Annotated in this window: 21 protein-coding genes; 9 read left to right on the top strand and 12 right to left on the bottom strand. The window is 68.0% G+C overall.

Features of this window, described 5'->3' with window-relative positions:
• Positions 1 to 9 precede the first annotated feature (9 nt).
• The gene (gene folE / locus K2Y56_RS20815; RefSeq protein ID WP_292512165.1) at positions 10 to 810 is read right to left on the bottom strand and encodes a GTP cyclohydrolase I FolE; all 801 of its coding nucleotides are present in this window, start codon (positions 808 to 810) and stop codon (positions 10 to 12) included.
• Between the two features lie 222 nt (positions 811 to 1,032).
• On the opposite strand from folE, the gene K2Y56_RS20820 reads away from it, so the two are divergent.
• Positions 1,033 to 1,479, top strand: coding sequence for an iron-sulfur cluster assembly scaffold protein (locus tag K2Y56_RS20820; protein WP_292512168.1), 447 nt, complete (start codon positions 1,033 to 1,035; stop codon positions 1,477 to 1,479).
• Between the two features lies 1 nt (position 1,480).
• Positions 1,481 to 1,804 (top strand): membrane protein insertion efficiency factor YidD, encoded by a 324-nt coding sequence (gene yidD, locus K2Y56_RS20825; protein ID WP_292512171.1) that lies wholly within the window; start codon positions 1,481 to 1,483, stop codon positions 1,802 to 1,804.
• Between the two features lie 338 nt (positions 1,805 to 2,142).
• Here the strand turns inward: yidD and K2Y56_RS20830 are convergent, their stop codons facing one another.
• Positions 2,143 to 3,615, bottom strand: coding sequence for a PAS domain-containing methyl-accepting chemotaxis protein (locus tag K2Y56_RS20830; protein WP_292512173.1), 1,473 nt, complete (start codon positions 3,613 to 3,615; stop codon positions 2,143 to 2,145).
• A gap of 376 nt (positions 3,616 to 3,991) precedes the next feature.
• On the opposite strand from K2Y56_RS20830, the gene thrS reads away from it, so the two are divergent.
• Together thrS and K2Y56_RS20840 are read left to right on the top strand one after the other, a co-directional pair.
• Positions 3,992 to 6,004, top strand: a complete 2,013-nt coding sequence (gene thrS / locus K2Y56_RS20835) for a threonine--tRNA ligase (protein WP_292512176.1) — start codon at positions 3,992 to 3,994, stop codon at positions 6,002 to 6,004.
• A gap of 129 nt (positions 6,005 to 6,133) precedes the next feature.
• Positions 6,134 to 6,667, top strand: a complete 534-nt coding sequence (locus K2Y56_RS20840; protein ID WP_292512180.1) for a cytochrome b — start codon at positions 6,134 to 6,136, stop codon at positions 6,665 to 6,667.
• 139 nt (positions 6,668 to 6,806) lie between these two features.
• Here K2Y56_RS20840 and K2Y56_RS20845 read toward each other — a convergent pair whose 3' ends face one another.
• Entirely contained in the window at positions 6,807 to 7,733 is a 927-nt protein-coding gene (locus tag K2Y56_RS20845; protein WP_292512183.1) for a hypothetical protein, read from the bottom strand.
• Between the two features lie 153 nt (positions 7,734 to 7,886).
• On the opposite strand from K2Y56_RS20845, the gene K2Y56_RS20850 reads away from it, so the two are divergent.
• Complete coding sequence (locus tag K2Y56_RS20850; RefSeq protein WP_292512186.1) at positions 7,887 to 8,450, top strand: nitroreductase; 564 nt, start codon at positions 7,887 to 7,889, stop codon at positions 8,448 to 8,450.
• A gap of 4 nt (positions 8,451 to 8,454) precedes the next feature.
• On the top strand, positions 8,455 to 9,066 hold the full coding sequence (locus K2Y56_RS20855; protein ID WP_292512188.1) for a flavin reductase family protein: 612 nt from the start codon (positions 8,455 to 8,457) through the stop codon (positions 9,064 to 9,066).
• A 35-nt stretch (positions 9,067 to 9,101) separates the two neighbouring features.
• Here K2Y56_RS20855 and K2Y56_RS20860 read toward each other — a convergent pair whose 3' ends face one another.
• Complete coding sequence (locus K2Y56_RS20860; protein ID WP_292512191.1) at positions 9,102 to 9,611, bottom strand: aldolase/citrate lyase family protein; 510 nt, start codon at positions 9,609 to 9,611, stop codon at positions 9,102 to 9,104.
• A gap of 166 nt (positions 9,612 to 9,777) precedes the next feature.
• Between K2Y56_RS20860 and K2Y56_RS20865 the strand changes: the two genes are divergently transcribed.
• Together K2Y56_RS20865 and K2Y56_RS20870 are read left to right on the top strand one after the other, a co-directional pair.
• Entirely contained in the window at positions 9,778 to 10,842 is a 1,065-nt protein-coding gene (locus K2Y56_RS20865) for a lytic transglycosylase domain-containing protein (RefSeq protein WP_292512194.1), read from the top strand.
• A complete protein-coding gene (locus K2Y56_RS20870; RefSeq protein ID WP_292512197.1) occupies positions 10,839 to 12,434 on the top strand; it encodes a DUF2336 domain-containing protein in 1,596 nt (531 codons plus the stop codon). The genes K2Y56_RS20865 and K2Y56_RS20870 overlap by 4 nt, the downstream gene beginning before the upstream one ends.
• Before the next feature lie 12 nt (positions 12,435 to 12,446).
• On the opposite strand, the gene K2Y56_RS20875 is transcribed toward K2Y56_RS20870, so the two are convergent.
• The gene (locus tag K2Y56_RS20875; protein WP_292512200.1) at positions 12,447 to 13,223 is read right to left on the bottom strand and encodes an NAD kinase; all 777 of its coding nucleotides are present in this window, start codon (positions 13,221 to 13,223) and stop codon (positions 12,447 to 12,449) included.
• A gap of 78 nt (positions 13,224 to 13,301) precedes the next feature.
• On the opposite strand from K2Y56_RS20875, the gene cutA reads away from it, so the two are divergent.
• Positions 13,302 to 13,643 carry a divalent-cation tolerance protein CutA gene (cutA, locus tag K2Y56_RS20880; RefSeq protein WP_292512203.1) on the top strand — a complete coding sequence of 114 codons (342 nt, stop codon included), beginning with the start codon at positions 13,302 to 13,304 and terminating at the stop codon, positions 13,641 to 13,643.
• Here cutA and K2Y56_RS20885 read toward each other — a convergent pair.
• The 7 genes from K2Y56_RS20885 to crtI (K2Y56_RS20915) all read right to left on the bottom strand — a co-directional run bounded on the left by K2Y56_RS20885 (position 13,622) and on the right by crtI (K2Y56_RS20915) (position 21,461).
• Positions 13,622 to 14,755: a glycosyltransferase family 2 protein gene (locus K2Y56_RS20885; protein ID WP_292512207.1), complete on the bottom strand. Its 1,134-nt coding sequence runs from the start codon at positions 14,753 to 14,755 to the stop codon at positions 13,622 to 13,624. The genes cutA and K2Y56_RS20885 overlap by 22 nt on opposite strands.
• Positions 14,752 to 15,513, bottom strand: coding sequence for a lysophospholipid acyltransferase family protein (locus K2Y56_RS20890; protein ID WP_292512259.1), 762 nt, complete (start codon positions 15,511 to 15,513; stop codon positions 14,752 to 14,754). Before K2Y56_RS20890 ends, K2Y56_RS20885 begins: the two co-directional genes overlap by 4 nt.
• 85 nt (positions 15,514 to 15,598) lie before the next feature.
• On the bottom strand, positions 15,599 to 17,134 hold the full coding sequence (crtI, locus tag K2Y56_RS20895; protein ID WP_292512210.1) for an NAD(P)/FAD-dependent oxidoreductase: 1,536 nt from the start codon (positions 17,132 to 17,134) through the stop codon (positions 15,599 to 15,601).
• Positions 17,135 to 17,279: 145 nt separating this feature from the next.
• On the bottom strand, positions 17,280 to 18,470 hold the full coding sequence (locus K2Y56_RS20900) for an ABC transporter permease (protein WP_292512212.1): 1,191 nt from the start codon (positions 18,468 to 18,470) through the stop codon (positions 17,280 to 17,282).
• Entirely contained in the window at positions 18,467 to 19,423 is a 957-nt protein-coding gene (locus K2Y56_RS20905) for an ABC transporter ATP-binding protein (protein WP_292512215.1), read from the bottom strand. The genes K2Y56_RS20900 and K2Y56_RS20905 overlap by 4 nt, the downstream gene beginning before the upstream one ends.
• Before the next feature lie 11 nt (positions 19,424 to 19,434).
• A complete protein-coding gene (locus K2Y56_RS20910) occupies positions 19,435 to 19,836 on the bottom strand; it encodes a DUF2141 domain-containing protein (protein WP_292512262.1) in 402 nt (133 codons plus the stop codon).
• A gap of 44 nt (positions 19,837 to 19,880) precedes the next feature.
• On the bottom strand, positions 19,881 to 21,461 hold the full coding sequence (gene crtI, locus K2Y56_RS20915) for a phytoene desaturase family protein (protein ID WP_292512218.1): 1,581 nt from the start codon (positions 21,459 to 21,461) through the stop codon (positions 19,881 to 19,883).
• Positions 21,462 to 21,480 lie beyond the last annotated feature (19 nt).

Below are 21,480 nucleotides of genomic sequence, written 5' to 3' on the forward strand. Positions count from 1 at the left end.
CCCGTCGCGTCAGGACTTGCTGCGCACGAGAGTGAGGAAGCGGACCTGCTCGCTGGAATCATCCTTGAACACGCCGCGGAACTGCGTGGTCAGGGTCGAGACGCCAGCCTTTTGGACACCGCGCATGGCCATGCAGAGGTGCTCGGCCTCCACCATGATGGCGACGCCGCGGGGCTTCAGGATGCTCTCGATCACGTCGGCGATCTGCGCCGTCATGGTCTCCTGCGTCTGCAGCCGCTTGGCAAAGGTGTCGACCACGCGGGCGAGTTTCGACAGGCCGACGACGCCTTTGCTCGGATAGTAGGCGATGTGCGCGAGACCCATGAACGGCACCATGTGGTGCTCGCAATGCGAATAGAACGGAATGTCGCGAACGAGCACGATGTCCGAATAGCCCTCGACCTCCTCGAACACCCGCTCGAGCAGGGAATCGGCGTCCTGGCGGTAGCCGGAGAAGATCTGCTCGTAGGCCTTGGCGACGCGGGCGGGCGTATCGAGCAGGCCTTCGCGGTTCGGGTCGTCGCCGGCCCAGCGCAGGAGCACGCGAACGGCGGCCTCGGCCTCCTCGCGGCTCGGGCGGCCGAGGGCGATCTCGGTCGGCACCCGCTCTGCGGAAGCCGGCAGCGGCGCCACCTCGACGGGGGCGTTGTCGTTGCGCCGGTCGGCGGGATCGACCACGGCGGGAAGGAGTTCGGGACGGTCCTGGCTCTCGTTCAAGCGATACGAGAGGGACTTGAGCGCGGCATCCATGGCATCTCCCGCCCGCGCGACACGGGACTTCATCGTAGTCGAGTCGGGCTTTACGTACATCGTCGAACCGTCTCAGAGACCGGCAAGCGCCCGAACGATGCGGTCTTCAGAGCCGTGGGCGCGGCACTGTTCGACGAGCCGGATCCTCGCGAAACGGCAGAGTGGCGCTTATATCGTCGTTCTGAGGCCAACGTGCAATGCGCTCGGCGCGGAACCGGCGCCCACGAAGGCGAGCCGGGGCGACCAAGATGATGCGCGTGGTGTGTGGGAGACGTTCGACCAATGCTCGATGACATCTACAACCGCCGCATCCTCGAACTGGCCGCCGACATCCCGCGCCTCGGGCGGCTCGATATGCCCCAGGCCAGAGCCAGCGCCCACTCCAAGCTCTGCGGCTCCACCGTGACAGTCGACATCGCCCTCGATGAGGACGGCCGGGTGAGCGATTTCGCCCACGAGGTGAAGGCCTGCGCCCTCGGCCAAGCCTCGTCCTCGATCATGGCCCGCCACGTGGTCGGCGCCTCGGCCGAGAGCCTGCGCGAGATCCGCGAGATCATGCGGCGGATGCTCAAGGAGAACGGCCCGGCACCGGACGGCGACTGGGCGGATCTCGCCGTCCTCGAACCGGTGCGCGACTTCAAGGCACGCCATGCCTCAACGCTCCTCACCTTCGACGCCGTGGTCGACGCCCTCGATCAGGTCGCCGCGCGGCGTCAGGCCGCAGAGTAGAATGACGCGCCGCGCCGCGCATTGGGCCATCCGGGGCTATCAGCTCACCCTGTCGAGCCTCATCGGGCGCCAATGCCGGCACTGGCCGTCCTGTTCGACCTATACCGACGAGGCGATCCAGCGGCACGGCCTCTGGGCGGGAAGCTGGATCGGCGTCGCCCGGATCTGCCGGTGCGGTCCATGGGGTACCGACGGCATCGACCTCGTCCCGGAAACTCTTTCGCCTCGCGCAGCCTGGCACCGCCCCTGGGCCTATGGCCGCTGGCGGGGGGTCGAGGCACCGCCTTCATCATTCTCGTGCGAGACCGTGGCGGAGGAGGGGTGATCGTTCACCCACCCCGTCATCGCCCTCAGCACCGGCAGCGATCTCGTATCGCCAGTGCCCCGCCGACCTGCCTGTCGAACGAGGAGAAGGGGATCTGAGCCGTTCGGTTGCCTGCCACCATGTCTTCGGCCTGGATCGCCTCAAAGGCGTGGCCGGTGCAAGCTGAGGAGTCGCGGCTAGACCGCCGCCCTGTTCGTGGTCCCACACGGCGGATCGGCCGTCCTTGGCGCCAGCCGGAATGCGAGCCGGCCTGCGGCAGGTCGAGGACACGATCGAACGGACCGACCCGGTTATGGTTCTGTTGCAAGCCGACGTCCGGTCTTTGTCCCAATGAGAAATCACGCCAGCTTGCGGGCGACCTGAGTCATCGTGCTGACCGATGAGCCCACCTCCTGGGTCGCCGCGGCGATCGCACTCGTATTCTGGCGGACGCGCTCGACACCGTTCGCCGCGGTCTGCATGTTCAGGGACATGTCACGTGTGACCGCCGCCTGTTGGGTCACCGCGGATGAGACGCTGAGCGAGATCTCGCTCAAGTGCCGGATCACGGCCGTGACGGTTCGGATCGCCGCCACCGCCTGATCGGTCGAACCTTGGACGTCGGCGATCAGGGCGCCGATCTCTTCCGTCGTCTTCGAAGATTGACTGGCGAGCGCTTTCACCTCGGTGGCGACCACGGCGAAGCCGCGGCCGGCCTCGCCAGCGCGCGCCGCCTCGATGGTGGCGTTGAGGGCCAGAAGGTTGGTCTGGTCGGCAACGGCGCGAATGGCCGTGACGGCGTGCCCGATACGCTCGGCCGCTTGGGTCAATCCTCCGATGATCACGCCGGCTTCTTCGGCTTGCAGGACCGCATGATCGCTGGCCGCCCTGGCCTCGACCGCATGGCGGCTCAGTTCCTCGATGGACGCCGCGAATTCTTCGGCGCCAGCCGCCACGGCCTGGACGTTCGAGGAGGTCTCGGCAGCAGCGTCGGCCGTGCTCGAAACCTGGCTCGCCACGCTCGCGATGCTCCGGTCGATGTCGTCAAGACTGGACTGGATAGAGGCCTGAGCCTCGGCCCGTTCGCGCCGCTCCCGGACCACCTTGGTTGCATCGGTCGCGTAGGTCACGATTTTGACCGGGCGGCCGCCTTCGTCGAAAATCGGATTGTAGATCGCCTGGAGCCAGAGTTCGCGACCGTCCTTGCCGAGCCGCTTGGCCTCAACCGCCTGATAGTCACCACGCAGGAGCGACGTCCAGAAGGCCTCGTCGTCCCTGCGGTCCGGTTCGGCCTCGTCCAGGAAGATGCGATGGTGCTTGCCCCGGATCTCCTCCAGCCGATAGCCGATCAGGTCGAGAAACTTTGCGTTGGCATCGAGGATGTTGCCCGAGGGATCGAACTCGATGGAGGCGCGCGAATGGTCGATGGCTCTGAGTTTGCGCTTGGCATCGGTAGAGACGGCGTGCTGCTCCGTCACGTCGGCGGCGATCTTGATGATCTTCCGGGTTCTGCCGTTCCGGTCGAGGATCGGATTGTAAGTCGCCTGAAGCCAGATCGGCTTCCCGCTTTTTGAAAGTCGCCGATACTCGCCAGATTTGAAGGCGCCGGTCGCGAGTTCCGACCAGAACACCTGATAGTCCAGACTGTGGTGTTCGCTCGGATCGACGAAGGTGCGATGGTGACGGCCCTTGATCTCATCGAGGCCGTAGCCGACCACCTTCAGAAAATTCGGATTGGCCGTCAGGACGGTTCCATTAGGCGCAAATTCGATCAATGCCTGGGAGCGTCCGATAGCCTCAACGAATTCATCATAGTGGCCGAATAGATTCATGTAATATCCTCCGATATTTCAACGGATATTATTCAAACCATCTATAAATTTCTCTAAATTATTACCTATATTATAGGTAGTTCATTCGATAATACTTATGATGATTTTTCTTTGGCGATATGCTGATAACGCTTAAATAAGATATCATGCGGCCAGTAAAACAATTCATAATTGCACAAACGAACTTCTTTCATTTGATGACCTAGCTAGATCGGTTGATGGTACTCGGGGGCGGGGGTCCCCCCGCAGCACCTCAACCGCCGATTCCGTCCCGTCCGGTTTCGGTCTAAAGGGCTACGCCTGTTCCATCGGTTGGACAGAGACATGCCCGCTTACCTGCCTCGTTCGCAGGAGTGAGCGAAGGAGACGAGACGCGATGCCCATCCTGACATTTCCCGACGGCAATTCACGCAGCGTCGAGGCGGCAACGACCGGACGCGCGGTAGTCGAGGGCATCGCCAAGTCGCTCGCCAAGCGCACCGTGGCGATGGCCCTCGACGGCGTGGTTCACGATCTCGACGATCCGATCGACCGCGACGCCGCCATCGAATTCCTCGACCGCGCGGACCCGCGCGCCCTCGAACTCATCCGCCACGACTGCGCTCACGTGCTCGCGGAGGCCGTGCAGGCCCTGTGGCCGGGGACGCAGGTGACGATCGGCCCGGTGATCGAGAACGGTTTCTACTACGACTTCGCGCGCGACGAGCCGTTCACGCCCGACGACCTGCCCAAGATCGAGGCGAAGATGCGCGAGATCATCGCGCGCGATGCGCCCTTCACCAAGGAGATCTGGTCGCGAGACGAGGTGCGAAGCCTCTTCGCGGAGAAGGGCGAGGCCTACAAGGTCGAGCTCGTCGACACGATCCCCGCCGGTGAGGACCTCAAGATCTACCGCCAGGGCGATTGGTTCGACCTCTGCCGCGGGCCGCACATGACCTCGACGGGCAAGGTCGGTACCGCCTTCAAGCTGATGCGGGTTGCCGGCGCCTATTGGCGCGGCGATTCCAACAACCCGATGCTGACCCGCATCTACGGCACCGCCTGGGCGACGAAGGAGGACCTCGACGCCTACCTCCACCGCCTCGAGGAGGCCGAGCGCCGCGACCACCGGCGCTTAGGGAGAGAGATGGACCTGTTCCACTTCCAGGAGGAGGGGCCCGGCGTCGTGTTCTGGCACGCCAAGGGATGGAGCGTCTTCCAGGAGCTGATCGGCTACATGCGCCGGCGCCTTCGCGGCGACTATGCCGAGGTCAACGCGCCGCAGATCCTGGACAAGGCCCTGTGGGAGACCTCCGGCCACTGGGACTGGTACCGCGAGAACATGTTCGTCACGCAGACCGAGGACGACCGTGTCTTCGCGATCAAGCCGATGAACTGCCCCGGCCATGTCCAGATCTTCAAGCATGGTCTGAAGTCCTACCGCGATCTGCCTCTGCGGATGGCGGAATTTGGCGCCGTCTCACGCTACGAGCCCTCGGGCGCCCTTCATGGGCTGATGCGGGTGCGCGCCTTCACGCAGGACGATGCCCATGTCTTCTGCACCGAGGACCAGCTCGCCGCGGAATGCCTCAAGATCAACGACCTCATCCTCTCGACCTATGCCGATTTCGGCTTCGAGGAGATCGTCGTGAAGCTCTCGACCCGGCCCGAGAAGCGGGTCGGCTCGGACGCGCTCTGGGATCATGCCGAGGAGGTGATGACCCGCGTGCTGGCACAGATCGAGGAGCAGTCGGGCGGCCGGATCAGGACGTCGATCAATCCGGGCGAGGGCGCCTTCTACGGGCCGAAATTCGAGTACGTGCTGCGCGACGCCATCGGCCGCGACTGGCAATGCGGCACGACGCAGGTCGATTTCAACCTGCCCGAACGCTTCGGCGCGTTCTACGTCGACGCCGACAGCCAGAAGAAAGCGCCCGTGATGGTCCACCGGGCGATCTGCGGCTCGCTCGAGCGCTTCACCGGCATCCTGATCGAGCATTTCGCCGGGCATTTCCCGCTCTGGCTGGCGCCGGTCCAAGTCGTGGTCGCCACGATCACGCAGGATGCGGACCCCTATGCCCGCGAGGTCATCGCCACCCTCGACCGGGCGGGCCTCAGGGTCGAGGGCGACCTGCGCAACGAGAAGATCAACTACAAGGTCCGCGAGCATTCGCTCGCCAAGGTGCCGGTGATGCTCGTCGTTGGCCGCAAGGAGGGCGAGGAGCGCACCGTCTCGATCCGCCGGCTCGGCAGCCAGCAGACGCGCACCGTCGCCCTCGATCAGGCTCTGGCCGGCCTCCTCACCGAGGCGACCTCGCCGGATCGCAGGCGGGCGGATGCCGTTGCCGCGACGGTGCCGAGCGAGGGGGTGAGCTTGGACGGACAGCACGAGCGAAGCCCTGCCCCCTAAACAGGGGGCTCCCCACCACCCCACCCCCGGAGACGGTTTCGGGCCCTGACGAACGAACCCGATCCGGCCGTCGCCTAGGCCTTGGAATGGTGCGTCCTGGCAGGCGCCCGAGCGTCAAGAGGAATGGCGATGACCGGCTTGCTCGATACGCCGCAGCGATATGGCGCCGTCAGCCGTGGCTTCCACTGGTTGATGGCTGTGCTCTTCGCTTGGCAGTTTGCCGGAGCTTTGCTGTACGTGAGCATCGGCGACACGGCTCTCACGCGTTTGGTCGGCGGGTCCCACTTCACCTTGGGCTTCACGCTCTTCACCCTGGTGCTGCTCCGGGGGGCCTGGGGTCTGGCCAATCTGAGACGGCGCACGCCCCATCCCGGTCGCCTCGGCCGCGCCGCGACGGCCGGCCATGCCGTCATCTACGCCCTGATGGTCGTCGTGCCGGGAATCTCCCTGATGCGCCAGTACGGGTCGGGTAAGGCCTTCGCACCGTACGGCATCCCGCTCATGCCGGGACGTGACGACAAGATCGCCTGGATGATGGTCCCGGGGGACCTGCTCCACTACTGGCTGGGCTTTCTCCTCCTTGCCGTGGTGCTCGGTCACGCGGCGATGGCCATTCTCCACCACGCGCTGTGGAAAGAGGACGTGCTGACCCGGATCACATGACGCGCCCGGGACTGAGTCGTGGCGGATCTTGTTCGCCGTGGCGTTCGCGGATGCCGAACTCTCGGCCCCGCTTTGGCTCGCGACCTCTCTACGCGAACGAAGGCCGCTCGAGCCGACCGATCGGACGGGGGGGGCAGCTCTACCCCGCCTTGGCGATCACCTCGATGTCCCGGTCGAGCCCGCTGTCGACCTTGAACTCGCGGGTGTAGACCTGCCCGTCGTGGCGGGCGATCAGCACGTAGTCGCCCTCAGCCAGGGTCACCGTCGGAAAGGCGCCGATCGCCTCGCGGATGGTGTCGCCGCCCGGCGTCAGCACGCTGAAGGCGGTGCCGGCGAAGGCTTCCGCGCCGGGGGCGGCCACGAGCTTCAGGGTCAAGGTGGCGGCGCGATGGTTGAGGGTCGCCTCGGTGACCTTGCCGACATCGACCTTGAGGTCGGCCCGCTGGATCGCATTCGATCCGCCATAGGTCGAGACCACGTGGTAGGTGCCCTCGGGCAGGCGGATCAGCTCTCCGGCCTTGACGCCGCTTCGGACGAGGCGCCCCTCTGAGTTGGCGCCGATCGGCACGAAAATCGAGAAGGCGAGGTCGCTGCCCGCGATCTTCATGTCGCCGATCGCTCCCGAAAGACTGAGCGCGCCGGCATTGATCCTGATCTGGTCGGCCATGGCCGGGCCCGACAGGACGACACGCTTCGAGGCGCTGGCGAACCCGTAGGTGACCGTGGCCACGTAGGCACCGGGCGCCAGGGTGAAGCTCGGATCGGCCAAGTCCGAACGCGCGACGATCGCCGGGCGTACGCCCTCTGCCGGGTCTTCGTAGATGCGCCAGGCGAGGCCCGAGCGCAGGGTTCGGTCGCTGCCGGCGAGCATCGCCGAGAGGTTCAGCGTCGTCGCGCCTTCCGCGGCAGGGGGAGGCAGCTGCGGGCCTGTGATCGACGGCGAGGGCAGGCCGCTGCCACGGTTGGGAATGCCGTTGTCCTGTGCCTTCGCCGCCGCAATGGCCGCCACAATCGCGAGAGCGGTGAAACCGAAGGGCCGGCCGAGTTTCAGCACAAGCGCGGACATCGAGCCTTCACCGCATGAGGGACCATAAGCGAACCGCCATGCCGCGCGACCATGGCGGCTCCGTGACGAAGATGGGAGTCTGTGCGGGCGACAGGCGCTCCGCAGGAGGATAAAGCGGTAGCAATCCCCTGCACCCTCTCTCGAAGCGACCCGATGACAGCGACCCTCGACCTTCTGCGCGCTCGCCGCTCCGTGCCGCCCCTCAACCTCAACGAGCCCGGCCCGAGCCGGACCGAGCTCGACGCGATCCTGACGATCGCCTCCCGCGTGCCGGACCACGGCAAGCTGGCGCCCTGGCGCTTCATCGTCATCGAGGGCGAGGCGCGCACCCGTATCGGCGCAGTCATCGCCAAGGCCTACGCCGCCGACCATCCCGAAGCCGACGCGGCCCGGCTCGACATCGAGCAACGCCGCCTCGCCCATGCGCCCTGCGTCGTGGCGGTTGTGTCGCGGGCGGGGCCTCACATCAAGATTCCGGAATGGGAGCAGGTGCTCTCGGCCGGAGCCGCGACCATGAACCTCGTCGTCGCCGCCAACGCCGCGGGCTTCTCGACCGCCTGGCTGACCGAATGGTTCGCCTACGACCGGAGGGTGCTCGACGCGCTCGGCCTCGAACCGCGCGAGCGGATGGCGGGCTTCGTCCATATCGGGCGCGCCAAAGAGGTCCCGCCCGACCGGCCGAGGCCGGAGCTCGACGCCATCGTCACCCGGATCTGAGCCGATGCATTACGATGCCGCCGACCGGACCCTGCCGCACAATCCGCTCAAAGCCCTGGTGGCGCCGCGGCCGATCGGCTGGATCAGCGCGATGAACAGGCAAGGTGCGGTGAACCTCGCTCCCTATTCCTACTTCAACGCCGTCGCCAGCGACCCCGACATGGTGATGTTCTCCTCCGCCGGGCGGAAGGACGCCATGACCTTCGCGGAGGAGGGGGGCGAGTTCGTCTGCAGCCTCGCCACCTTCGGCCTGAGGGAAGCCATGAACGCGACCTCGGCGCCGCTGCCGCGTGGCGAGAGCGAATTCCCCTTTGCCGGCCTGACGCCGGCCCCATCGCGAAAGGTCCGCCCGCCTCGTGTCGCCGAGGCGCCGGCGGCGATCGAGTGCCGCTGGGTCCAGACCGTACCGCTCAGCCCCCTGAATGGCGGCAGGGCGAACCACTTCATGGTGATCGGACAGGTGGTCTCGATCTATATCGACGACGCCTTCATCAAGGATGGCCGGGTCGAGACCGGCGCGATGCGGCCGATCCTGCGCGGCGGCTATTTCGACTATTTCGCCGTCTCGGAAGAGAACCGCTTCGAGCTGAAGCGGCCGCCGGGAGCGGGGCAGTAGGGCAAGACAGCTTTCGAACCTTCGGCCGACCGCAATCATCGGCGCTCGAACCCATCGCAGGCAGCCGCCTCGACATCAGCGAGGGGCGCCTCGTCCGAACCCGCGGCTACGAGCGCCTCGACACCGGCCGCCGCAGCCACCAGCAGCACCTGGCTGCGAACCAGCGCCAGCGGCGGGATCAGCGTACCATTCGCGTCTCGCCCCCCCCGTGTACCGATATCGCGGGCCAAAGCCTCGGCGTCCCAGGCGATGCCGCATAGGCGCGGGCTCGACCTGACGAGACTCGGCAGCGCCAGCACGGCCGCAGCGCACTCGACCAGCGCCAGGATACGGGTCGATCCATCGGGTAGTCCGGCCTCGGCCTCGTGGACGGCGAGGTGGCAGCCAAGGCGGGCGACGTCCCGACCGCCGCCGGGAACGGACATCGCGAAGCCGGCCGCGTGCGGCGCCAAAGCGGCGGGAAGGCCATTGTCCGCCACGCGGACATAGACCTCGCTGCCAGGGATGGCCGGCTCATCCGGCCCGACGATCAGGATCGCGCGCATGGACCGATCAAGACTTTCACCACCCAAGACTTGCAATGAATGAACGGCTTAGCAGCGCCTTCAGTCTTCCTTTACCATAAGCAACACAACATCGCGCGATCGAGGGGCGGCCTGCCGCGCCTCGCGCGCATCGCCGAAACCGGCCGCGCTCTCGTTCGGACGGCGCATGTACCTTTTCACCACGCCCCCCGCGACCACCAGGGAGACCAGCGCCAGCCGCGACACGGTCGCCCGGGGTGCGGCCAATGCGGGCGTAGTCGATGCCATCCGCGAGGGTGCGCAGACCTCCGGCGCCGGCTTCGACTATCTCCTCGCCACCGCAAAGCGGGAATCCGGTCTCGACCCGAGCGCCAAGGCCGGCACGTCCTCGGCCACCGGGCTGTTCCAGTTCATCGAGCAGACCTGGCTCGGCGTCATGAAGAATGCCGGGCCGAAGCTCGGCCTCTCGACCTATGCCGACGCGATCACCGCCAGATCGGACGGGACCTACACGGTCCAGGACCCGGCGGCGCGCCAGTCAATCCTGGACCTGCGACGCGATCCCACCATCGCGGCGACGATGGCGGGCGCCTTGACCCAGGCGAACCGCGATAGCCTCGGGGCCGCCCTCGGCCGCGAACCCACCAGCGGCGACCTCTATGCCGCCCACGTTCTCGGCGCCCGCGGCGCCGCTTCCCTCATCAACACCGCCCAGGTGAGCCCGGCCCGTGCCGCCGCCCTCGACATGCCGGAGGCGGCAGCCGCCAATCGAAGCCTGTTCTACGACAAAGCCGGCCGGCCGCGCGGTGCGGCCGAACTCTACGCCCTTCTGAGCACGAGCCAGAAGACCGGGCCGGTCAGCGCGTCCCCGGCCGCCTCCAGCGTCACCGACCTGCCATCGGGCGCCACCGCCTACGCGTCGCTCGACGGAGGCGGATTGCGCTCGATGTTCCAGACAGACCGGCGCCAGGGCGCCGTCTCCGACGGCGTCGCCAGGCTGTGGCAGGGCCGTGGCGCGGCCGAGGCCGCCCGCAGCGCTCCGAGCTACTTCCCGCGCTCCGATCAGGCGGCGACGCGAAGCGAGCCCGCCGAGGCCGCTGCTGTCCCTGCGGCGCCCGAAACCGCCATGGTTTCCGTCGCCCTCGTCGGCTCGCCCCTGCCGCCGCGCAGGCCGGCCGAGTTCGCGGCGCCCGTCAGCAGGCAGGCGGGTGCCCTCGTTCCTTCTCTCTACACGACCCGGAGCGGTCCATGATCATCCGCCAGTTCCTCGCCTGGACCCAGCACGATTCGGCGGCCCACCGGGCGGAGGCGGCGACGCAACTGGCGCGAGCCCTCCTCTACGGCGCCCTCGGACCCGACGAGGCCCTGGACGCCAAGACCGCCCTGATCGGCCTCCTCGACGATCCCTCGCATCAGGTCAGGAGGGCGCTCGCCACGGCTTGCGCCAGTTGCGCCACCGCCCCGCGGTCCCTCATCGTCGCCCTCGCCTCCGACCAGCCCGACATCGCCGCCTTGGTCCTGAACCGCTCGCCGGTGCTCAGCGACGCCGACCTCGTCGATGGCGTGGCGATCGGCTGCGAGACCGTCCGCGCTGCCATCGCCGGCCGCGATCGCCTCAGCTACGCCGTGGCCGGAGCATTGGCCGAACTCGGCGGCGTGCAATCGCTCGTCGCGCTGGCCGGCAACCACGAGGCCGAAGTCACCACCGGAAGCCTTCTGCGGATGGTCGCCCGGCACGGCGATGCCGCCGCCTTGCGCGAAGCTCTGCTCGCCCGTCCCGGCCTGCCGCTCGAAGTCCGCCAGGCGGTCACCGCCCGGCTCGCCGAGACCCTGGCTTCCTTCGCGGTCTCGTCGGGCTGGCTCACGCCTGTTCGCAGCGAGCGCGCCAGCCGGGAAGCGCGCGAGCGCGCCACCCTCGCCTTCAGCGTCGACGCTCACCCGATCGAGCTTGCCCGCCTTGTCACGCATCTGCGCCGCACCGGCGAGCTCAATTCCGGCCTGCTGCTCAGGGCTATCCTGTCCTGCCGGATGGCCTTCGTCGAAGCGGCCCTAGCCGACCTCACGGGCTTGAGCATCAATCGCGTCGCCGGCCTGATGCTGGACGGGTCGGGCGCCGGGTTCGTCGCCCTGCACCGCCGTGCCGGCCTGCCCGAGGCGCTGCTTCCAGCTTTCTCCGGTGCCCTCTCGGCGTGGCGCGAAACGGTTCGCGGTCGCACCGACCTCTCGGAGCTTGCCCTCTCCCGTCGTATGATCGAGCGGGCGCTGACCGCCTGCGAGACGATGCCCTTCGCCGAAGCCGCCAGCGTGCTGGCCCTGCTGGCGCGCTACGAGGCGGAAGCCGCCCGCCACGAGGCCCGCACCGTCGCCAAGTCCCTTGGCGAGGTTGCGCAGGCCGAGGAGAAGACCCGGCTCGAAGCCGAGGTCGTCGATGCGGAGTGGCGAGACGCCCAGGCCAGGATTACCAAGGCGCCGGATGCCGAGATCCCGGGTGCGGACGCCCCGGATCTGAAGGCACCGAAGGCGAAGGCTCTTGAATACGCCGACCTCGAAGCGACGCCGGCCGGCAAGGCCGCCATGATCGGCTTTGACGCCGTGGCCGCGGCCCTCGACGGGTTCAACGTGACAGTCCTGGGCAATCCTGTCTCGCCGGCGGATCAGGACAAAGCCGAGACTGCCCGAGATCTTGCCGTCGAAGATCTTGCCGTCGAAGATCTTGCCGTCGAAGTTCGCCTGATCGAAGAGCAAGCCGTCGAAGACATCGCCGCGCTTGCTGCCATCGATGACACCATCTCGGACGCCCTGGTGGCGAGCTACCGCGGCGACCGGGAGCGGCTCGCGGCCTGAACCGGCCTCACGTCACCCGAACTGCTCGCGAAGGATGCGCTCGTCGAGGCTGTGGTCGGGGTCGTGCAGAAGGACGAGGTCGGTCTCCTGATCGAGCCAAGTCTCGACGGTGGAGACGCGGCGGAACTCGGTATGGTCGGCAACTGCCGCCACCGGCCGGTGCTGGGGCTCGATCACCTCGACGCGGATGCGGGCGTAATCGGGCAGAAGCGCCCCTCGCCAGCGCCGGGGCCGGAAGGCCGAGATCGGGGTCAGAGCGAGGAGTTGCGCGTTGAGCGGCAGGATCGGACCGCCGACCGAGAGGTTGTAGGCTGTGGATCCGGCCGGGGTGGCCACGAGCACGCCGTCTGCGATCAACTCGGGAAGGCGGACATGGCCGTCCACCGAGATTGTGAGCTTCGCCGTCTGGTGGGTCTGGCGAAGCATGTAGACCTCGTTAAGCGCGCGCGCGACGTGCTTGCGCCCCTCGATGTCGACGGTCTCCATCACGAGCGGGTGGATGATGCTGAGCTGCGCGTTCTCCAGGCGCTCGATCAGTCCGTCTTCGCGGAACTCGTTCATTAAGAAGCCGACGGTACCGCGATTCATGCCGTAGATCGGTGTACCGGCCTCCATGAAACGGTGCAGCGCCTGGAGCATCAGGCCATCGCCGCCGAGCGCCACGACAATATCCGCCTCCTCCGGCGCCACGTGGTCGTAGCGCCGCATCAGCGCCGCTGCGGCCTGGCGTGCATCCGGCGTCGGGCTCGCGATGAAGGCGATCCGATGGAAGCGCCGCGGCTGGGCCATGCATCCGCCTTCTTGACGCGGGGGCCGCCCGCGAGATCTCAATCCGGGCGCACCGCACCCGTCATGGAGTCTCATAGCATGGAGCGTCCGCTCCTCGTCTACACCACCTTTCCGGACCGCGAGACGGCGCTGGTCGTCGGTGAGGAGCTGGTGCGCGCCAGGCTTGCGGCCTGCGTCAACGTTCTCCACGCCATGAGTTCGGTCTATGCCTGGAAGGGCGCAGTAGAGCGGGGGGAGGAGGTCGCCGCCATCGTCAAGACCCGCGAGAGCCTGGGGCCGGCGCTAGCTGCCGCCCTCAAGGCGCGCCATCCCTACGAGACGCCGATCATCCTGCATCTGCCGGTGGTCGAGGCCGACCCGGACACGATGGCCTGGATCGTCGCCGAGACCGGAAAGTCTCACGCGCCGCCAACGGGGTAGCTGCGCCCCTTCCAGACCGCCGCTCCGGCCTTGCGCGGGCGCAGGAGCACGTTCCACTGGATGGCGAGCGCCACCGCCACGCCGATCGGATGAAACGGGATCGTCGCTGCCGGCTCGGCGGTGACGAGGGTGATCGCCGCCCGGGTCGCCAGAGAGAGGACGAGGGCCGCCACCGCGACGAAGGCCGCCGCACCTGTGACGATTCCGACGATCGCCGCCAGCACGAGCAGCGCAGGAAGGATCTGACCGCCGAAGAGCAGCAGGGTCCAGATTGGCAAAGCGCGAGGCGTCGCCATGCCCTCATGGGCGTTCTTCGAAAACCCGGCCCAGGCCTCGCGCAGGTTCCGATACATCCTGCAGGTCGCCAGGGCGTGGCCGGCGACGAGGTCGGTGCGGTGTCCGGCGCTTCTGAGGACGCGCGGCAGGAATACGCCGTCATGGAGCCTTGCCCGGATGGCGCCGTGTCCCCCGATCTCGGCATAGACGGCCCGATTTATCAGGACGAGCTGGCCGCAGGCCGCCCCCAGCGACGGGCGCAAGGACGCACGCATCATGGCGATGGGCAGGAAGCCGACGAGGAGGAAGTTGATCATCGGCACGGTCAGGCGCTCGCCGAGGCTTTCCATGCGCTGTCGCGGCACGCCGCTCACCAGGGCGGCGTCGACGCGGGCGGCATGGGACGCGAGGCCGGAAGCGGCACCCGATTCGAGGGCGACGTCGGCGTCGATGAAAAGCAGGTGCTCGCCCCTTGCCTCGGCCGCCAGCGCCCAGCAGGCATGGTTCTTCCCCGTCCATCCCTCGGGAAGGGCCGGGACCGGGACGAGGCGCACACGTGGGTCGCGCGCCGCGAAGGCGGTCACGATGGCGGCGGTCGCGTCGCCAGAATGGTCGTCGCCGACCAGGACCTCGACGGCGATCCCGGTGCTGCGCAGGGCCGCCTCGACGGTCGCCGCGATGATCTCCGCCTCGTTGCGGGCCGGGATCAAGATCGAGACGAGGCCCTGAACGGCCGGGTCGGGTTCAGGCGTGCGCAGCAGTGTCAGGTTGACCGCGGCGAGGAGCGCGGGGAGGAGCGCCAGGGCGAGAGCGAGGAGCGCGAGCACGAGCGTCACGGGGCAGGGTTCCGAGGCGCGTCTGACGCGCGGTGGGCCGGGTCGAAGCGGCGGCCTGCGGCGAGAGCCTTGAGCCGACGCCAGCCATCATAGATGCCGCCGACGCCCTTGGCGCCCGCCACGAGATCGGTGAAGGGGGCGGGGTCGCGGGCGATCACATCGGCGCTGAGGCGGTCGAGGGTCGCGGTCAGGTCGTCATCAAGCCTCGCGAGGCGCTGTGGCCTCGACAAGCCGAGGAGGTCTCTGGCGGGAATCGGCTTGCCGAACGCGGCGAAAGCCTCGGCGCCTCGTTCGTCCCAGAAGGCGTATTCCAGGGCGAGCGGCACCAGAACCGCATCGGGCGCGAGCTCCGGGAGATGCGCGATCCCGGCCTTCAGGCCGAGGGGCCGCACGCGGATGTCGACGAAGCGGCCTTGCGCGGTGACCCACATCATCGTGCCGGGACGGGAGAGGAGCGAGCGAGCGGCGCGCAGGAACTGGGCCGCACCACGAGCCGACTCGAGGTCGACGGCGAAGGCGCCGATGCGGGAGAAGACGCCGTAGCGCTCCAGCATCCTGGCATCGAAGGGCGCGTAGCTGACGCGGTTCGGGAAGAGCCTGTCAGCCAGCAGGATGATGATCGCCGCATCCCACCAGGACGGGTGGTTGGAATAGACGACGACCGGGCCGGGATGGCCGGCGATCGCCGGCCTTCCCCATTCGGCGAGCCGCAGGGCGTTCAGGTGCCGGCGCACGAAACGGCCGAAATACGCGACCATGAACGCCCAGGCGATGCCGGACACCGCCGCGCCGGGATCCTTCGCTGGCTCCCGGCTCAAATCGACACCCTGGTTGCGACAGCCCTCACGCAGCGCTGCGGCCGGTCTTGATGCCGCCGCGCGCATCGGCGTCGAGGGCGTCGGCCGCGATCCAGCCGGACATCATCACCATCGGCATTCCGGGGCCGGGATGGGCGGCGCCACCGGCGAGATACAGGCCGCGCACCTGCCGCGAGCGGTTGCCCGGCTTGAAGGCGCCCATGAACTTGCCGTGTGAGGCAAGCCCGTAGATCGCTCCGTTGAGCACCTTGTAGCGCTCGTGGATGTCCTGCGGCGTGAGGTGACGCTCGACCACGATGCGTTCTTCGAGATCCGGCATGTTCGCCGTGCGCTTGAGCTTATCGAGGATCACCTGGCGGTAGGCCGGGAACATCTTCGACCAGTCGTGATGCGGCCGCAGGTAGGGTGTGTGGACGAGGACGTAGAGCGCCTCGCCGCCCTCGGGTGCCACCGACGGATCGGTGGAGGAGGGGGCTGCGAGATAGGCGGTCGGGTCCGGCGCCGGCTCACCCTTGCGGTAGATGTAGTCGAACTCCTCCTCCGGATCGCGGGAGAAGACGAAGTCGTGGTGGTTGAGGTGCTCGTAGCGCTTGTTGAGGCCGAGATAGAGCACGACCCCCGAGCAGGCCGGCTCGAAGCTCTTCTTCTCGTAGGCCTTGCCGACATCGCCGCCGACGAGCTCGCGGTAGGTACGAACGGAATCCATGTTGGATATCACCGCGTCGAAGGGGGTTGTTCCCTCCTTCGTACGAACGCCGGTGACGGCGCCCTTCTCGATGGCGAGGCCCGTGACCTCGTCGCCCGGTCGCAGGGTGGCGCCGAGTTCCCCGGCGAGCTTGGCCAGCGCCTCGGCCACGGCACGGGTACCGCCCATCGGATACCAGACGCCCTCGGCCGTCTGCATATGCGCGATCGCGCAGAGCACCGCGGGCGCGCCGTAGGGCGAGGAGCCGACATATTGCACGAAATGGTCGAGCATCTGCGCGAGGCGCGCATCCTTGACCTTGCCGCGGATGGTGCTGGCGACGGTGGCGTGCATGCGCAGAGAGAGCACGTCGCGCAGGGTGCCGGGGTTCATGTTGGCGCGGATGTCGATCGTATCGAACAGATCCTCCACCGGCTTCCAGAAGAAGAACTTTTCGGACACGCCGTGGAGGTGCTGGGAGATCTCGATGAACTTCTTGTAGCCCTCGCCGGCCCCGGCGCCGGGGGCGAAACGGTCCATCTCCGCCGCCATGGTGGCGACATCGGCCATCAGGTCGACACGGCTTCCGTCATCGAAGAAGCAGCGCCATTGCGGATCGAGGCGGCGCAGATCCAGGTAATCGTTGATGTCGCGCCCGGCCTCCTGGAAGATCCGCTCCAGAACCTTGGGCACGGTCAGGATGGTCGGCCCCATGTCGAAGCGGAAGCCGCCCTCGTGCAGCACCGCCGCCTTGCCGCCGAGCCAGCCGTTCTTGTCGTAGAGCGTGACCTTGTGCCCGCGAGCGGCGCTGACGCAAGCCGCAGCGAGCCCGCCGAGACCGGACCCGATGACGGCGACTGAAGACTCGAGACTCATGTTTGTGTCGCTCCCGAGCGCGCCTCGACAGCCGCGCCTTTGATTAAGCTAGACCGGATAGTGACGTGGTCAACGCGCTACCCGGTCGCGTCAACTTGAATATCCTTCCCGACAGCGGATGGAAGCCGAAGCCCCGCCATTCCCCTCACACCACCCGCCGCGACACAGCCGCCACGGCCGCCACCAGCCCGAAGGCCGCCACCGTGATCATCACGCCCCAGGCGGGGAGCGCCGCGGCGAAGCCCTCGCCGAGCGCCATCTGGTAGGCCTCGATCGCCCAGGCGTTGGGGGTGAGCCAGCCGGCCTGCTGCAGCCAGGGCGGCATCAGGAAGCGCGGCACCATGCTGCCGCCCACCGCCGAGAGCAGGAGCACGCCGAAGGTCGAGGCGAGATGGGCCTGCTGGCGGGTCGCCGCGGCGGCGCAGGCCGCCAGCGCCAGGGCGGCGGCCATGGCGGAGACGAGGAATGAGGTCGCGAGCCAGGCCACCCAATGCGGCGCCACGTCGACGCCGTAGAAGATGGCCGCCGCGGTGAAGATCAGCGTCGCCTGGACCACGCCCTGGAGGACGAGGAAGCAGAACTTCCCGAGCACGATCACGGCGAGTCCGCCGGGGCCGGCGACCAGCCGGTCGGCAAGGCCGCTCTGGCGCTCGTCCACCAGGGACATCGCCCCCTGCATCGCCGCGAACAGGAGGAACACCGCCGTGATGGCACCCGCATAATAACCGACCCGCTCGTTGGCCCGGCCCGAGGCAGTGCTGCGGCGCTCCACCAGGGTGGCGAAGGAAAACGGCTCCTTGCGGGCGCGCTGCTCGGCGAAGGCCTGATTCAGGAAGGCACGTTCGTCCGGCCCGATCTTGCCCGAACGCTCGACGTCGGCGACGATCCGCGCCAGCACCACGTCCGGCAGGGACTCGTTGAGGACGCGCTGGAGCTGGCCGAGCGCGATCGGCGTCGCCAGGGCACGGGCCGGGTTCTCGATGAGCACCACCGGCTGGTCGGAGCCGGAGGCGGCGTCGAGATCGCCGCGCAGGACGAGGGCTGCATCGACCTCGCCGCGGCGGACCGCTCGAGCCGCGGCCTCGATGCTCGTCGCCGGCAGGGTTTCTATGCGGAGAGACGGGTCCTGCGCCAGGGCAGCCACCAGACGCTGCGTGGTCTCGGTTCGGGCAAGGTCCATCAGCCCGAGATGGATGCGGATGCGGTCGCCGATCGCGCCGGAGAAGATCGCCGCGAAGATGAGGAAGATCACCGTCGGCAGCACGAAGGCCATGACCAGGGCGGCGCGGTCGCGCAGCAGGCTCAGCCACATCACCCGGAAGGCGGCGCCGATCATCGCCCAGGCCTCGTCTCGGTGCGGGACGCGAGAGCGGCTCGGTAGAGGGTCTCGATTCCGGCGGCGCGGATCCGCACCTCGCTCACCGGCACGCCATGCTCGCGAAGGACATCGAGGAGAGCAGCTCCATCCGGGCCATCCAGATGGCTCGCCCGCCAGGTGAGGCCGGTATCGACCGGCCGGAACCCGGCGTGGTGCAGGGCCGACGCGGCGGCCGTATCGGGGGGGGAGGCGAGGGCGACCTCGTGCTCCGGCGCCGCCTTGCGAAGGTGCGTCAAGAGGGTGTCGAGGCGGCCCTCCTGGACGAGTCGTCCCTCCGACAGGATGGCGACGCGGTCGGCCAGCCGTTCGACCTCGGCGAAATCGTGCGTGGCCACCAGGATCGCGGCTCCGTCCGCCCTGAGGCGCGAGAGGACCGCGTGGATCGCCGCACGGGCGGCGAGGTCGACGCCCTGCGTCGGCTCGTCGAGGAGGACGAGGCGCGGCCGGCCGATCAGGCTCGCGGCGATGTTCACCCGGCGCTGATACCCGCCGGAGAGGAGCCCGACCGGCCGACGGGCCATGTCGTCGATCTCGGCGAGATCGAGAGCCGCCCGTACGAGGGCCGGCCGTTCATGCCCGCCGATGCCGGAGAGCCGGGCGAAGACGTCGAGATTCTCGGCGACGCTGAGGCGCGGATAGAGCGCGATGTCCTGAGGCACCCAGCCGATGCCGGCGCGGACGGATCGGGTTCGGAACGGGTCCTCTCCGCCGATCCGCACGGTGCCGGCCTCCGGCGCGAGCCGGCCGGCCACGAGCCGCATCAGCGAGCTCTTGCCCGCACCGTTCGGCCCGAGCAGCGCCAGGGTCTCGCCGGCAGCCAGGTCGAGATCGATCGAATCGACGACCCGTCGGCCACGGAACGAGAGGGAAGCCCCCTCGATCCGTATCAGGGGCTGCTCGGCGGCTGTCATCGGGAATTCGATCAGCGCGGCGGGAGGGCGCGGGAGAGGCGGACGCGCAGGGAAGCGCCCGGCTCGCGCAACGCGAAGGCCGCGCTCTCGAATTCAGGCCGCGCCCGGCGGGCGACCTCGCCCGAGAAGCCGTAGGGTTCGAGCGGCAGGCCGAGGCCGGTCCGGTCGAGCTTGCCGTTGCCGTTGACGTCCTGGAACGCCGCCACGGCGTAGACGCCCGGCTGTACGCCCCTGAAGACGACGCGCTGGCCGGTGCCGCGGACGGGATCGTCCTGTCCGATCCGGCATTCCGTCTCGGTCAGCCCGCCCTGGCACAGGGCGACGTAGAGCCGGCTCGTCACCGGTTCGATACCCTCGACGTCGACCTCCACGGTGGCGGCTTGTCCGGACGCGATCGCGCCGGGCAGCGCGATCGCCGAACCGAATACGACGAGGAGGGCGGCCGTCCGGCGCAGGCTCAAGTGGCCTCGCCGGAGGTGGCGAGCGGCGAGGTCGCGGGCAGCCCGGAGGTCTCCACCGGCACGCGGCCGGCAGCGAGTTCCTCCATGAGGAGGCGCGCGGTGATGCGGGCGCCTTCGTAGATCACCGGCAGGCCCGAGCCCGGATGGGTGCCGCCGCCGACGAGGTACAGGCCCGGCCCGAACCGGTTGTGCGGCCGGAAGTACAGCATCTGCATCAGGTCGTGGGCGAGGTTGAAGGTGGCGCCCTCGTGAACGAAGAATTCGTCGCGCCACTGCGTCGGGTCGACGATGCGCTCGTAGCGTATGCGGTCCTCGATATCGCCGAGGCCCAGGAGCTTCAGGCGGTCGAGCACCAGCCGCCGATATCCCTCCCGTACGCTCGGCCAGTCGATGCCCGCCTTGAGGTTCGGCACCGGCACCAGGACGTAGAGGCTGGTTTGCCCGCGAGGTGCCATGCCCCCATCGGTGTAGCCCGCATGCTGGACGTAGAGCGATGGTTCCTGCGACAGCGTCCCATCGGTGATTTCGCGGATGTTGCGGGCGTAATCCTCGGCGAGCAGGATCGTGTGATGGCCGAGCGCCTCCGGCACGGTGCCGTCGATCCCGAGATACATCATGAAGGTCGAGCAGGAGAGCCGGGCCTTGGCGACCTTGGCGTCGCGCCAGCGAGGCCGGTGCGTCTCCGGAACCAAGTCCTGGATGACCTTGGCGAAGTCGCCGTTGATCACCACCGCGTCGGCGGCAATGCGCTCGCCGCCGACGACGACGCCGTCGGCTTTCTTGCCGGTGAACGTGACGCGCTCGACGGCGCTGTTGAGGCGGATATCGACCCCCATGCGACGCGCCAGCCCTGCCATCGCCTCCGACACCGCGCCGCAGCCGCCGACCGGGTGGTAGACCCCGTGCTCGTATTCGAGGAACGAAAGGATCGTGAACAGGCTCGGGCAGCGGAACGGCGACATGCCGAGGTATTTGGTCTGGAATGCGAAGGCGAGGCGCACCCGCGGGTCGGCGAAATAGCGCCGAAGATCCTTGTCGACGCTGCGACCAGGATGGAGATGGGGGAGGGCGGTCAGCATCGCCGGCGATGCCATGGACCGCAGGGTGTGGAAGGCCTGCTGCAAGATCGGCTTGAAGAACTTCAGCTTGACCCGGTTGTCGGAGAAGAACTTGCGGACGTTCTTGGCGTCTTCCGGAGCGATCCGGGCGACCTCGGCCTTGAGTCGGTCCATGTCGTTGGTGGCTCGGATCTCGCCGCCGGATTCGAAGACGAGGTGATATTGCGGGTCGAGCCGTTCGAGCTTGATGTGATCCTCGAGCCGTTCGCCACAGGATTCGAAGATGTCGGCGAGGATCTGGGGGTAGAGGAAGAAGGTCGGCCCGATATCGAACCGGAACCCGCCGGGCGCCTCCACGGTCTTGGTCCGGCCGCCGACCGCCTCGTCCTTCTCCAGGATCGTGACGTGGACGCCCGCCTTCGCGAGGAGCAATGCGGTCGCCAAGCCGCCAGGACCGGCGCCGACGATGATCACCCGGCGTCCGGACAGGGTCCGCAAGCCGTCCCGTGACTGAAGCAACGCGCCCAACTCCCGTTCT

This window comes from Methylobacterium sp., from assembly GCF_019745455.1.
Classification (GTDB): domain Bacteria; phylum Pseudomonadota; class Alphaproteobacteria; order Rhizobiales; family Beijerinckiaceae; genus Methylobacterium.